The following is a 13,205-nucleotide window of genomic DNA, read 5'->3' as shown; positions in this document are numbered from 1 at the left end:
TGTCACCCCTCTGTCTGAATTCCCGGCCAGCGCCGGTAGACCTCTTTTCCGCGGTAGAGCGTGAGCGCCGGCCAGCCCCGCAGCGTCCGCCCCGCGAAGGGGGTCGCCCTGCCGCGGCTCAAAAACCGCTCCGGCTCCACCTTTCGCGCCGTCCGCAGGTCCAGCACCGTGAGGGAGGCCTCCTCCCCCGGCGCGAGCGTCCGCCGCTCCCCCAAAATTTCCTGCGGCCCCGCCGTCAACAGCTTCAGCAGCCGCCCGAGCGGCAGTAGCCCCGGCTCCGTCAGCCCGGTGTAGAGCGCCGGGAACGCCGTCTCGAGGCCCACGACCCCAAAGAGGCTCCCCCGGAAGCCGCCCGACTTCTCCTCCGCCGTGTGCGGCGCGTGGTCGGTGGCGATTGCCGTGATCGTGCCGTCGAGCAGCGCCTCGACGAGCGCGGCGCGGTCGTCCGCCGCGCGCAGCGGCGGGTTCATCTTGAACCTCCCCTCGTCCGCCGGGATCTCCCCGTCGCAGAGGAGCAGGTTGTGGGGCGCCGCCTCGCAGGTGACCGGCAGGCCGCGTTTTCGCGCCTTGCGCACCAGCGCGGCCCCCTCCTTCGTCGAGAGGTGGCAGATGTGCAGGCGGCACCCCGTTTCGGCGGCAAGCCGGATGTCCCGCGCGATCTCCGCGTATTCGCTCTCCGACGGGATGCCCGGGAAGCCCTGTGCCCGCGCGAACGCCCCGTCGTGGCAGCAGCCGCCCGCCGGGATGAGGGCTTCCACCTCGCAGTGGGCGGCGACAAAGCTCCCCGCCGCCGCGACACGCTCCATCGCCGCGCGCATCGTTTCCTCCGACCGCACCCCGCGCCCGTCGTCCGAAAAACCGGCGACGTGCGGGGCAAGCGCGGCGACTTCGGAGAGCGCCTCCCCCCGCCGCCCGCGGGTGATTGCCGCGTAGGGAACCGCGCGCACCCGCGCGTCCCGCGCAATCCGGCGCGCCTGCGGCAGAAGACGCGCCGGACTGTCGGGCACGGGTGAGACGTTGGGCATCGCGCATACCGTCGTGAACCCGCCCGCGGCGGCCGCCGCGGTGCCCGAGGCGACCGTCTCCTTGTGGGAGAAGCCGGGCTCGCGCAGGTGGACGTGCAGGTCGGTAAAGCCCGGCGATACCACACAGCCGGAGGCGTCGAACACCCGCGCGCCCGGCGCCTGCGGGAGGCCCTCCCCGACCGCCGCGATCCGGTCCCCCTCGACGAGCAGGTCGGCACGTTCCAGCCTGCCCTCCCTGAAGACGCGCCCGTTTTGGATGAGCAGCGCCATCAGCTCTCGAGTGCGCGCACCAGCGCGGCCATGCGCACGAAGGCGCCGTTTTCCATCTGCTTGAAGATGCGGCTGCGGCGGCACTCGACCACCTCGTCCGCGACCTCGACCCCCCGGTTGACCGGCGCGGGGTGCATGATGATCGCGCCCTTCTTCATCGAGGCGGCGCGTTTGGCCGAAAGCCCGTACTCCCTGTGGTAGCGCGCGGGATCGAAGGGGGTGCCGTCGGGGTGGCGTTCCCGCTGCACCCGCAGCATCATGACCACGTCGCTCGTGGCGACCGCCTCGTCGAACGGCTCGTAGGGGTAGCGGTCCTCCATGTATTCCTTCGGGCCGCTCATCACGACCTCCATCCCCAGGCGTGTCATGATGTCATAGTTGGTGTGCGCCACCCGCGAGTGGGCGATGTCCCCTGCGATGACCGCCTTGAGCCCCTCGAAGCCGCCGAATTCCTGCCGGATCGTCAGCAGATCGAGGAGGCTCTGGGTTGGATGGCTTCCGGTGCCGTCGCCGCCGTTTAAGATCGCGGCGCGGACATGCCCGACGAGGTCGTTGTAGTATTCGTTCTCGCTGTGGCGGATGACCAGCGCGTTCACGCCGAACGAGTCGAAGGTCTTGACCGTGTCGTAGAAGCTCTCGTTTTTCTGGAGCGACGAGGTCTCCGGGACAAAAGAAATGACCCGCATATTCAGTCTCTCTTCCGCCGTCTGGAAGGAATACTGAGTGCGGGTCGAATTCTCAAAAAATAAATTGGCAACAATAGCGCCGCTGCAATCGGGAAGCGGGCCCCCGTCCCGGTAATGCTGCGCCAGGTCGAGAAGATCATTGATTTCCCCAATGGAAAGCTGCTGCAAATCGAGCAGATGCGTCGCCATACTCGAAAACCTCCACCTCCGGTCCCCTGCATCCGAAAGGTCCCGGACAAATTTTTTCTATTATATCATTGGATTCCCCCTTTCACAAGTCAAATTTATCCACAAACTTTTTCAATTTTTATGCCTTCTATTTGTGATTACACAATAATTACACGAAAAAACTTCACAAATGACAGAGCGGCATCAAAAAGCCCCGCCGAATGGCGGGGCTCTTTCATCAGGTGGTTACCGGCTCGGTCTCGCAGCAGGTCAGCAGGAACGCGCGCCGCTCCCCCGACCACGCGACCTCCTCCATGCGGGCGGAAAATCGCTTCCTGAGCAGGGGGCTGTACACCTCGGCGCCCGCGGGGGAACCCTCCAGCAGCACGGGGCAGCCGGTGCAGGGCTCCGGGCTCCCGAACAGCGCCATATGGCACCGCTCCCCGACACGCAGGCCGGGAAGAAGCGCCCGCGCCCGCGCGTTGGCGTAAAGGATCTCGAAGCTGTCCCGGTCGACGACGAATACCCATGAATCCCGGTGGTTGAGGACCGCCTCCAGGCTGCCGACCAGCCGGTTCGCACGGCTCTGCGCCCGCTTTTTGAGCAGGAAGGCGCTTACGATCTCGGAGACGAAGGTGAGGGTGTCGACCTGCTTCTGCGTCCACAGGCGGTTGCTGCGGCACTCGTCGAAGCCGAGCCCGCCGTGCAGCTCCGCGCCGTCGTGGATGGCGCACTGGAGGGCGGAGCGCACCCCCCGCCGCTCCATCAGCTCACGCACGGGACCGGGCAGCAGCGAGATGTCGCGGCAGTAGAAGACGCCCGTCTCGCGGAGCATGTCGAACTGGCGGGAAAAATCCCCGCAGGCGAACGTCTCGCCGGCCGTTTCGCCGAATTTTTCGCGGGCCTCCTCGCGGCACCACTCGAAGGTGTTGCGGAAGCTGCACCCGTCCTCCGAAATCTCGAAGAGATAGGCGCGGCAGACGTCGAACTGCCGCCCGACAATCTCGAGGATCAGCGGGATCGCCGCCTCCACGTCGGCCGCCCGGTAGAGCACGTGGAACACATATTCCGCGAGCCGGTCGTCCATGACGCCGGCGTTGCGGTCGGAATCGATCGGCGCGCCCACCGAGGTCCTCGGCATCAGCCGCACGCTGTCCCTCCGTCCCCTGACCGACGCTTCCGAATGGAAGGCATAGCCGTTCTTTCCCCGTTCCTTCGCACGGTAGAGCGCCCGGTCCGCGTTGCAGAAAAGGGTGTTGAAATCCGCGCCGTCCTGGGGATAGAGCGCGATCCCGACGCTGCAGGAGAGGTTCTCCCCCGCCGCTTCCTTCCGGCTCAGGTCGCTGAAGACCTTCAGGATGTCCTCCGCCTTGCGCGAGACGATCCCGGCGTCGCGGATGCCGCGCATCAGCACGCAGAACTCGTCGCCGCCCACGCGGCCGACCACGTCGCCCGAACGGAACATCTTCTTGAGCGCGCTGGCCGCGTCGGAGAGCATCGCGTCGCCGCTCAGGTGGCCGTAGAGGTCGTTGACGAGCTTGAAATTGTCCACGTCGATGATCATCAGGGCGGAACTCGTCTCCCCCGCGTCCTCCGCGAGGTATTTTTCCACCAGCGTCTGGGTCGTGCCCTTGTTGTAGAGCCCCGTCAGCGCGTCCCGCTCCGCCTTCTCCTGGAGCTTCTGGGTCCTGCGCTTCTCCCGGTCGATGTCGATGATCACCCCGACCGCCTTTGCGGGGCGGCCGTTCTCGTCCACCTGAAGGGTAGCGCGGATCCGGCACCAGATATAATTCCCCGCGGCGTCCGCGATGCGGAACTCCGTCTCGCTGTAGGGGGTCCCCTCCCGGACGTTGCGCACCAGCAGGCAGAATCGCTCGGTGTCGTCCGGATGCAGGTGGGAGCCCCCGGCGATCGCGACGCTTGCGTTTTCCTTCAGCGCGTGGTAGCCGAATTTTTTGTGGTAGTTGGAGGAACAGCTGAGATAGTCCCGGCTGATGTCCCATTCAAAAATGATGTCGGTCGTCTGGTCCATGATGATCTGGTGACGCTCGAGGCTCAGGCGCAGCTCCTCCTGCGCCTTCTTGGTGCGGGTGATGTCGATGAGGATGCAGTAAAACCATTTCCGGCCGCGCTCGTCCTCCACCAGCTGTCCCCGGTCGAGCACCCACACCAGCCGCCCGTCCTTGCAGCGCACCCGGTATTCGATCTCCTTGGTATTGCTCTTCGCAAGCTGCCGGAGCGCCGTCTCCCAGACGCCGCGCAGGTCCTTTTCATAGATCATCCCGGCGAAATTGTTATGGAACCGGGTTTGCAGCTCCTCCGCCGTATAGCCGAACATCGAGAGGAACCCCTCGCTGTACTGGATCAGCTTGAGGGTCTCGCCGTATTCGCAGCAGATGACGCCGCCCGGGATATTGTTGGTCAGCGCGTTGAGGTCGCGGTTCATCTCCTCCAGCTCGGCGGTGCGCTCGTTGAGCATCCGGCGGAGACGGCCGGTCCCCTCCTCCGAGACGGTGTGCGGGAAGAATTCCCCTTCGAGCTGTTCGCTGCTCGGCGTCGACAGGTGCAGCTGGCGCAGCTTCAGGCCGTCCGCCTCCCGGCGGCAGATGCAGGACACCCGCAGCAGCAGATCGGGCTGCCCGGCGGGCATGTCCTTCTCCCGCAGGCAGATCTCCCCCGTGACAAGGCAGAGCTCCTCCGTAAGGGCGGCGGCCTCGTAGCCGTCCTCCTCGAGGGAAAAGGAGCCGTGGAACACGCGCCGTTCCATCTCCAGCATCTTTCGCGCTTCGCGGATGCCGCGGCAGCCGTCCTGGCGGCCGGTGCCGATCCATTCCACGTCGTCCGTCATCCGCGCGAGCACGCCCTCGAGATCGCGTTCTGCAAAGTACATCCTCGAAAGGAGGGCGACAAAACGCAGGGAATCCTGTTCCAGCTGGTTCATGCTCTCCTTCTTTCCGGCCGTCTGCGGGCCTGTGATCGTTTTGTGATTCGTAATTATTATTTTATCCCATATATTTCTAAAAAACAAGTGGATTTGCTATACAGTTCCCACAGAAGTAAACAAAGAAAATCTAAGATTTCCAGTATTTTTGCCCCGGGCAGTCACAAAAAGGGCGGGGCCCGCCTTCCGGCGGGCCCCGCCCTTTTCCGCTTCCAGAGTTATCTTTCCTGTTGCCCGTAGTAGGCGTGCGCGCCGTGCTTGCGCAGGTAGTGCCTGTCCAGCAGCACCCGCTGCATGGGCTCGAGGGTGTTCCCTGAGAGCGCCTTGCAGTGCCAGGCCATCATGGCGACCTCCTCGAGCACGACGGCGTTGTGCACCGCCTCCATCGGGTCCTTCCCCCACGCGAAGGGGCCGTGGCTGTGGACCAGCACGCCGGGGACCGCCGCGGGGTCGAGCCCCGCGAACCGCTCGACGATGACCGCGCCCGTCTCCCTTTCATACGCCCCGGCGATCTCCTCCGCCGTCATCCGGCGGGTGCAGGGAATCTCCCCGTAGAAGTAGTCGGCATGGGTGGTGCCGTAGGCGGGGACGCCCATCCCCGCCTGGGCGAAGATGGTCGCCCACCGGCTGTGGGTGTGCACCACTCCCCCAAGTCCGGGGAACGCCCGGTAGAGCTCCAGATGGGTCGGCGTGTCGGAGGAGGGGTTGAGCGTCCCCTCCACGCGTTCGCCCGTCCCGAGCGAAACAACCACCATGTCTTCCGGACGCATCGCCTCGTACTCGACGCCCGACGGCTTAATCACCACGAGCCCCTTTTCCCGGTCGACGCCCGAGACGTTCCCCCAGGTGAAGGTCACGAGCCCGTGGGCGGGCAGCCGCATGTTCGCCCGCCAGACCTCCTGTTTCAGCGCTTCCAGCATGTCTTTATCCCCCTCAACAGTCCCCGCACCGCTCAAACTGGCGGCGCAGGAACCGGTTGTTTTCCAGAAGCCGGGCCTTCCAGTCCGGTTCCCCCGTATACCAGAATTCGGCCGTAAAGGCGCGCACCCCGAGATCGAGCGCCCTTCGCACCGCGCCGGGGAAATCCACATGTCCGGTCCCGTAGGGGACCTCGCGGTAGACGCCCGGGCGCGTCTCCTTGAGATGCATCGCCGCGATGTGCCCGCCCGCGCTGGCGAGGTCGTCGAGCACGTCGGTGCGGTAGAGCTTCGCCGCGTTGGTCATGTTGCCGATGTCGGGATAGACGGACAGATAGGGCGAACCGATCTGCGCGACGTAGCGCATCGCCTTTTCGCAGGTGTCCATAAAGGGCGTCTCCATCGTCTCGAAACCGAGCTGCACCTTGTGCGCGGCGGCAAAGTGCACCGCCCGGCGCAGGTTCCGGAGAAAGTTCTCCCGCGTGCGCGCGTTCGATTCGCGGTAGTATTCGTCGTATCCGGCCAGCTGGATGAGCCGCACCCCGACCGCTTCGGCCAGCAGCACCGCCCCCTCGAAAATTTCCATGCCGCGCCCGGCTGTTTCGGGGTCCTCGCTGCCCAGCGGGTATCGGCGGTGGGCGCTCAGGCACATCGTCGCCACCGGGCAGCCGGCGCGGGCGGCGCTCTCCACGAGGCGCAGCCGCTCCTCTTCGCCCCAGTCCAGCCGGGCGAGCTTCTCATCCGTCTCATCGATGCTGATTTCGAGACAGTCGTAACCGGCCTCACGCGCAGCCGCCAGCTTTTCGGGGAGGGACAGGCTCCCGGGCATCGACTTCTCGTAGAGTCCCAGCGTGTACCCGTCCATCACAGGCACCCCCAGACCGGCTCGAGCGCCTGCGCGACCTTCCGGTAGGCGCGGCGCTTCTCCCGGTAGGCCGCCGTCTTTTCCAGATCGGATTCCACCCGTTCCCTGACCCGCACCATGCCGTCGGCCGCCGCCCGCAGGTCGGGATAATCGCCCGCCATCACGGCCGCGGCCATCGCGCAGCCGAGCGCGCCGAGTTCGGCGGTGTCGATCACCTCGACCGGCAGGCCGGTGACGTCCGCGAACAAACGCACCCACAGCGGGGATTTCGCCGCCCCGCCCGCGAGACGGATGGCGTCCGGACGGGGGCGGTTGGCCAGCAGCCGGTCAATGTGGTCCATGTGGCAGAAGACGATTCCCTCGAGCACCGCGCGGATGATCTGCCCCTTGGTGTGGGAGCTGTCCATGCCCACCAGCGCCGCCCGGGCCCGGGGATCAAAGTTGGAGCCGAACAGGTAGGGCAGGAAAACGATCCTTTCCCCGCCGTCCGGCGCCTCCGCCGCGAGCCGGTCGGCGTATTGGTAGACCGACAGGCCCGCGGCCGCTGCCTCTTCGCGCAGCTCCTGCAAAAACATTCTGGTAAACCACTCGTGATTTCCCGCCGAGGTGGGGCTGCTCTCTTCCACAAGATAATATCCCGGCAAACAGAATATCGAATTCATCAGCACCGAGCCGTTTTTGACCGGCTCGCGCGCGACGTATTCATTGATGCCCCAGGTTCCCGCGATCACGCAGAGGTTTTTTTCATCGGTGACGTCCATGGCGACGGCGCAGGCGTCGATGTCGAACATGCCGCCCGCGACCGGCGTGCCCTCCTTAAGCCCGGTGAGGCGCGCGGTCTCCGCCGTGACGCGCCCGCAGCGGTCGCACGAGCGGCGAAGGGGCGGCAGGCGGTCGAAAAGCTCCTCCAGCCCAAACAGGGCGAGCAGCTCGCGGTCGTAGCCGCAGGCGTCGAGGTTGACGAGGTTGGCGCCCGAAAAATCGGTGAGCTCGGCGTATGCCTCCCCCGTCAGGCGAAAGCGTATGTAATCCTTGACCGAAAAGATCCATCGAATGTTGTCAAGCAGTTCCGGCCGGTGGTCCTTCATCCAGGCGAGCAGGCTGACCTGCTGGCTGGCGAGCACCTGTTGGTAGGTCTTTCGGAAGGCGCGGTCCGCCGTCCCGTCCTCCCGCCACCGCCGCGGGTATTCCCACGCGCGCGTGTCGGTCGAGACGATGCCCGGACAGACGGGGCGGTCATCCCTCCCCCAGAGGTAAAGCCCCTTGCCGTGCCCGGTGCAGGAGATCCCCGCAATCCGCGCGGCGGGCACGCCGCTCTCCTCCGCCACGCGGCGGATGCAGCGGCAGTTGGCGGCGTAAAGCGCCTCCATGTCCCGCTCGGTAAAGCCCGGCGCGGGGGTCAGCAGGGGGACGCTTTCGGACGCCTGCGCGACCTCATGCCCCGCCGCGTCAAAGAGGACCGCCTTGGTGAGCGTTCCCCCGTTGTCAATTCCCAGATAAAAGCGCTGTTCCATTGGTTTCTCCTTCCCTGCGGGTCAGGTTTTCTTGTACTCGAAGAACTTGCCCTCCGCACGGGGCGCCTGCGACGACTTGGAGAAGACGACGAGCGCCAGCATCGTCACGACGTAGGGGAAGACCTTGAGGGCCAGCGGCGGCACGCTTGCGAAGGAGGGCAGCAGCATGGAGATCTGCGCCATCGTCACCGCAAAGCCGAAGAAGAGGGTGGCCGCCAGGATGCGGAAGGGCTTCCACTGGCCGAAGATGAGCCCCGCGAGCGCGAGGAAGCCGAGTCCGTCGACCGAGCCGTTGCACTGGCCGGCGGTCGTCACCGTGTAGATCGCGCCGCCCAGCCCCGCGCAGGCGCCCGACAGCAGCACGCCCGCGTAGCGGATGCGCGCGACGCTGATGCCCGCGGCGTCGGCCGCCTCGGGGAATTCGCCGCAGGAGCGCAGCCGAAGTCCGAAGGGGGTGCGCTCGATGACGAACCAGCTGACGATCAGGATCGCCAGCACGAACCAGGTGGTCGGGTAGGTGTCGGTCAGAAAGAGCTTGCCGACCACGGGGATGTCCTTGAGCACCGGAATGTCCACGCGGGTCATGCTGTTGACGACGATGTTGCCGGTGCCGACGAACCGCCGCGAGATGTAGAGCACGAGCGCGCCAGCCATCAGGTTGATGGCCGTTCCGCTGATCGTCTGGTCGGCGTTGAGGTTGATGCTCGCAAAGGCGTGCAGCACCGAAAAGAGGGTGCCCGCCAGCATCGCGAGCAGGATGCCCAGCCAGGCGGCGCGCGCGTTGCCCATGATCGGCCCGAAGTAGTAGACCGAAACGCCGCCGACGAAGGATCCGATGACCATCAGCCCCTCGAGGCCGATGTTGATGATGCCGCTGCGCTCGGAGAAGAGGCCGCCCAGCGCCGTGATGAGGATGGGGACGGTATAGCCCACCGCGTAGGGGGCCATCTGTTCAATGGTGTTCCACATGTTCCCCGCTCCCTTCCGATTTGGACGGGCGTTTGCGCCCGAAGAATTTTTTGATCCGGTCGAGGTTCATCTCGATCAGCTTGCTGGTCGCCGCGAAGTAGATGACCGTGGCGATGATCGTGTCGGCAATCTCGGGCGGGATGGGCATCATGGCGTTCATGAACCCCTTGCCCGTCTGGAGGATCGCGAAGAAGATCGCGGCAAAGACAACTCCCACCGGCGCGCAGTTGGCCAGCAGCGCGACCGCGATGCCGTCAAAGCCCTGGGAGGGCATGACGCCGATGCGCATGTTGGAGAGGTAGCCGCAGTAGAAGGTGAGCCCCGCCAGCCCGGAAAGCGCGCCCGAGATGACCATCGCGAGCACCGCGTTCTTCTGGACGTTGATGCCGCCGTATTCGGCCGCGAAGCGGTTGAAGCCGACTGCTTTCATCTCATAGCCGAGCACCGTCCGGTTGAGGATGAAGATGACCAGAGCGGTGGCGATGATCGCGATGAAGATGCCGAGGTTGAGGTTGGAGCCCTTGGTCAGCAGGGTGATCGCCTCTGTTTTCAGCGAAGCGGCCGCCGGGATGACCTGTGACTCGGTATCGATCGTGGTGGATTTGAAGTGGTCGGAGATGACGATGTAGACCACCCAGTAGGCCACCCAGTTCATCATGATGCAGGAGACGACCTCGTTGACGTTGAAGCGCGCCTTGAGAAAGCCGGGGACCGCCGCCCACACCATGCCGCCGACGATCGACGCGGTGATGACGAGCGGCAGCAGCAGCGGCCGGGGCAGGCCGGCGGTGAGGGCCAGCACGTTGGCGAGCAGGCCGCCGATCAGCATCTGGCCGGGCGCGCCGATGTTGAAGAGCCCGGTCTTGAAGGCGAAGGTGACCGAAAGGCCGGTCAGCATGAGCGGCACCGCGTAGGCGATCGTGTTGCAGATGCGGGTGACGCTCTTGAGCCCTCCCTGAAAGAGGTAGGAAAACCCGGTCAGCGGGTTCGCGCCGCTCGAAAGCATGAGCAGGGCGCCCGCGACGAACCCGAGCAGGATCGAGATGACCGAAACGAGGATCTTCATCCCGCTCTTCTGTCTGGAGCTAGCGTTCAACGCCGCCACCGTCCTTTCCCACGCCGGCCATCATCAGGCCGACCTCGTTTTCATCGGTATCCTTCGCGAGCACTTCGCCGATCACCTGCCCGGCGTTGATCGCGACGATCCGGTCGGAAAGCTGGAGCACCTCGTCAAGCTCCAGCGAGACGAGCAGGACCGCCCGCCCGAGGTTGCGCTGTTCGACGATGCGCTTGTGGATGTACTCGATCGACCCCACGTCGAGGCCGCGGGTCGGCTGCACGGCGATGAGCAGGACGGGCTGCTTTTCGATCTCGCGGCCGATGATCGCCTTCTGCTGGTTTCCGCCGCTGAGGCTCCCCGCCCGCGAGAGGACCCCCTCGCCCGCACGCACGTCGAAATCGTCCGCGATCCTCGCGGCGTAATCGTGGATCGCGCGCTTGTTGAGCAGGCCGTGCTTCGAGAAGGGCCGCTGGCCGTAGACCTCGAGAACCATGTTTTCCTCGACGGTGTAGTCGAGCACCAGTCCCCGCTTCTGCCGGTCCTCCGGGATGTGGGAGACGCCGCGGCGGATGCGCCGCGCGATCGTCTCGTGGGTGATCTCCTCCCCGTTCAGGAGGATTTTTCCCTTCTCCGCCCTGCGCAGCCCGGTGATCGCCTCGACCAGCTCGGACTGGCCGTTGCCGTCCACGCCCGCGATGCCGACAATCTCCCCGCCGCGCACGGTGAGGGAGAAGTCGCGCAGGCCGAGGCTCCCGTGGCTGTTCTTGACCGACAGGTCCTCTATCTGCAAAACCGGGTCTCCCGGCGTCTTTTCCTCTTTATCGATCACAAAGGAGATCTCGTGCCCGACCATCATCTCCGCCATCTCCTGTTCGCTCGTGGCGGCGACGTCGACCGTTGCGATGTGGCGGCCGCGGCGGATGATCGTGCAACGGTCCGCGACCTCCTTGATCTCCTTGAGCTTGTGGGTGATCAGGATGATCGATTTGCCCTCGCTGATGAGGTTTTTCATGATCGCGATGAGCTCCCGGATCTCCATCGGGGTGAGCACCGCGGTGGGTTCGTCAAAAATCAGCACCTCGGCGTCGCGGTAGAGCATCTTGAGGATCTCCACCCGCTGCTGCATACCGACCGAGATCTCCTCGATCTTCGCGTTGGGGTCCACCTCCAGACCGTACTGCCGGGAGAGCTCCGCGATCCGCGCGGCGGCGGATTTGAGGTCCATCGTAACGCCCCTGCGCGGCTCCAGGCCGAGGACGATGTTCTCGGTCACGGTGAAGTTATGGACCAGCTTGAAGTGCTGGTGCACCATGCCGATGCCCAGCTCGTTGGCGACGTTGGGGTTGGTGATCTGGACCTCTTTGCCCTTCACCAGGATCTGCCCCTCATCCGCCCGGTACAGCCCGAACAGGATGCTCATGAGCGTGCTTTTGCCCGCGCCGTTTTCTCCCAGCAGCGCGTGCACCTCGCCCTTTTTCAGCTGTAATGTGATGTGGTCGTTCGCGCGCAGCCCCGGGAAATCCTTCACGATGTCGCGCATTTCCACGACGTATTCCGCCATCACGGGTTCCCTCCTCCCAAATAAGGGCGGGGCGGCGGAAAGCCGCCCCGCCCGTCCGTGGTCTTGGTGTGCCGGTCTTTTAGTTGTACGCGGAGACGTCGGTCGGCTCGGCCGAAACGACGATCTCGCCGGTCTTGATCTTCTCGAGGACGGCGTCCGCCTCCTTCTGGACCTCGTCGGAGAGGTTGGGGTTGGTCTCGGGGATGCCGACGCCGCCGTTCTTGGCGTCAAAGATGATCTGCTGGCCGCCGACGAATTCGCCGTCCAGCTCCGCCTTGATCATGTCGTAGGTGGAGTTGGCCAGGTTCTTCATGGTGGAGGTCAGCGTGACGGAGCGGCCGTCCTCAAGCAGGCCGTCCTCGTACTGGTCGACGTCGCAGCCGACGACCCAGACCTCCTCGCCCTTTTCGGCGCGGGCCTTGGCCTCGTTGAAGCCGCCGAGCGCGGTGGTGCCGCAGGCGCAGTAGACGAGGTTGCAGCCGGAGTTGAAGAGCTGTGCGGTGATCTGCTGGCCGAGGGCCGCGTCGCTGAAGGAGCCGGACCAGACAAAGTTTTCTTCCTTCATCTTGATGTTTGTGCCGAAGTTCTCGTTGGCGTAGATGACGCCCTGCTGGAAGCCGGTCTTGAAGAGCTTCGTCGGGGGAATCTCCTGGCCGAAGAGGGCGCCGAACTCGCCTTCCTTGAGCTGGAGGGCGCAGGCGAAGCCCGCAACAAAGCCGGACTCCTGGGCGGCGTAGTCGATGGCAGCGGTGTTCGCGGCGATCTCGGGCGCCTCGGCGCCGTCGTCCTGCGGGGCGCTGTCGAGGATGACGAATTTGCAGTCGGGATAGATTTTCTGGGCGTCAAAGATCGCCTTGGAGAAGGTGTAGCCCGGGGTGATGATCATGCGGAAGCCCGCGTCGTAGAGGTTCGCAATCTCCTGCAGGAAGCCCGCGGCGGACTGGTCGGCCGCGATGAGGTACTTGGTCTCGATGCCGAAATCCTCGGCCGCGCGGGTGATGCCCGCCCAGGTCGCCTGGTTGAAGGACTTGTCGTCGATCGTCTTGGCGTTGCAGACCATGCCGACCTTGAGCGCGGGCTTATCGGCGGGCTGCTCCGCGGGCGCCTCGGACTGCGCCGCGGAATCGGCGGGGGTCGAGGGGGTTTCGCTTCCCTGCTGGGAGCCGCAGCCGGCCAGCATGGACATGCCGATACAGATTGCCAGGACTGTTGCAAGAATCTTTTTCATC

At 65.1% G+C, this 13,205-nt stretch carries 10 protein-coding genes; all 10 read right to left on the bottom strand.

The window, feature by feature from the left end; genetic code table 11:
* Positions 1-2: 2 nt before the first annotated feature.
* Positions 3-1,295, bottom strand: a complete 1,293-nt coding sequence (locus RCI06_RS02845; protein ID WP_306574067.1) for a dihydroorotase — start codon at positions 1,293-1,295, stop codon at positions 3-5.
* Positions 1,295-2,170, bottom strand: coding sequence for an aspartate carbamoyltransferase catalytic subunit (locus RCI06_RS02840; RefSeq protein WP_101551109.1), 876 nt, complete (start codon positions 2,168-2,170; stop codon positions 1,295-1,297). The genes RCI06_RS02845 and RCI06_RS02840 overlap by 1 nt, the downstream gene beginning before the upstream one ends.
* Before the next feature lie 217 nt (positions 2,171-2,387).
* Positions 2,388-5,090, bottom strand: a complete 2,703-nt coding sequence (locus RCI06_RS02835) for a diguanylate cyclase domain-containing protein (RefSeq protein WP_306574065.1) — start codon at positions 5,088-5,090, stop codon at positions 2,388-2,390.
* Positions 5,091-5,308: 218 nt separating this feature from the next.
* Positions 5,309-6,010: an L-ribulose-5-phosphate 4-epimerase gene (araD, locus tag RCI06_RS02830; protein ID WP_306574063.1), complete on the bottom strand. Its 702-nt coding sequence runs from the start codon at positions 6,008-6,010 to the stop codon at positions 5,309-5,311.
* A 13-nt stretch (positions 6,011-6,023) separates the two neighbouring features.
* Positions 6,024-6,872: an L-ribulose-5-phosphate 3-epimerase gene (locus RCI06_RS02825; protein ID WP_121585831.1), complete on the bottom strand. Its 849-nt coding sequence runs from the start codon at positions 6,870-6,872 to the stop codon at positions 6,024-6,026.
* Positions 6,872-8,386 (bottom strand): FGGY-family carbohydrate kinase, encoded by a 1,515-nt coding sequence (locus RCI06_RS02820; RefSeq protein ID WP_306574060.1) that lies wholly within the window; start codon positions 8,384-8,386, stop codon positions 6,872-6,874. The genes RCI06_RS02825 and RCI06_RS02820 overlap by 1 nt, the downstream gene beginning before the upstream one ends.
* A gap of 21 nt (positions 8,387-8,407) precedes the next feature.
* On the bottom strand, positions 8,408-9,355 hold the full coding sequence (locus RCI06_RS02815; RefSeq protein ID WP_306574057.1) for an ABC transporter permease: 948 nt from the start codon (positions 9,353-9,355) through the stop codon (positions 8,408-8,410).
* Positions 9,339-10,421: an ABC transporter permease gene (locus RCI06_RS02810; RefSeq protein ID WP_306574056.1), complete on the bottom strand. Its 1,083-nt coding sequence runs from the start codon at positions 10,419-10,421 to the stop codon at positions 9,339-9,341. Before RCI06_RS02810 ends, RCI06_RS02815 begins: the two co-directional genes overlap by 17 nt.
* A 19-nt stretch (positions 10,422-10,440) precedes the next feature.
* Positions 10,441-11,976, bottom strand: a complete 1,536-nt coding sequence (locus RCI06_RS02805; RefSeq protein WP_276870859.1) for an ABC transporter ATP-binding protein — start codon at positions 11,974-11,976, stop codon at positions 10,441-10,443.
* A 79-nt stretch (positions 11,977-12,055) separates the two neighbouring features.
* The gene (locus RCI06_RS02800; RefSeq protein WP_306574055.1) at positions 12,056-13,204 is read right to left on the bottom strand and encodes a BMP family protein; all 1,149 of its coding nucleotides are present in this window, start codon (positions 13,202-13,204) and stop codon (positions 12,056-12,058) included.
* Between the last annotated feature and the right edge of the window lies 1 nt (position 13,205).

It is taken from the genome of Anaerotruncus massiliensis (ex Togo et al. 2026), from assembly GCF_030825285.1.
Lineage (GTDB): Bacteria > Bacillota > Clostridia > Oscillospirales > Ruminococcaceae > Anaerotruncus > Anaerotruncus massiliensis.
This window is presented reverse-complemented; position numbering and strand designations above follow the sequence as displayed.

Excerpts from the sequence above, each read along its gene's own strand:
- RCI06_RS02845 (WP_306574067.1), bottom strand. The coding sequence starts at position 1,295 with ATGGCGCTGCTCATCCAAAACGGGCGCGTCTTCAGGGAGGGCAGGCTG.
- RCI06_RS02840 (WP_101551109.1), bottom strand. The coding sequence starts at position 2,170 with ATGGCGACGCATCTGCTCGATTTGCAGCAGCTTTCCATTGGGGAAATC.
- RCI06_RS02835 (WP_306574065.1), bottom strand. The coding sequence starts at position 5,090 with ATGAACCAGCTGGAACAGGATTCCCTGCGTTTTGTCGCCCTCCTTTCG.
- araD (WP_306574063.1), bottom strand. The coding sequence starts at position 6,010 with ATGCTGGAAGCGCTGAAACAGGAGGTCTGGCGGGCGAACATGCGGCTG.
- RCI06_RS02825 (WP_121585831.1), bottom strand. The coding sequence starts at position 6,872 with ATGGACGGGTACACGCTGGGACTCTACGAGAAGTCGATGCCCGGGAGC.
- RCI06_RS02820 (WP_306574060.1), bottom strand. The coding sequence starts at position 8,386 with ATGGAACAGCGCTTTTATCTGGGAATTGACAACGGGGGAACGCTCACC.
- RCI06_RS02815 (WP_306574057.1), bottom strand. The coding sequence starts at position 9,355 with ATGTGGAACACCATTGAACAGATGGCCCCCTACGCGGTGGGCTATACC.
- RCI06_RS02810 (WP_306574056.1), bottom strand. The coding sequence starts at position 10,421 with ATGAAGATCCTCGTTTCGGTCATCTCGATCCTGCTCGGGTTCGTCGCG.
- RCI06_RS02805 (WP_276870859.1), bottom strand. The coding sequence starts at position 11,976 with ATGGCGGAATACGTCGTGGAAATGCGCGACATCGTGAAGGATTTCCCG.
- RCI06_RS02800 (WP_306574055.1), bottom strand. The coding sequence starts at position 13,204 with ATGAAAAAGATTCTTGCAACAGTCCTGGCAATCTGTATCGGCATGTCC.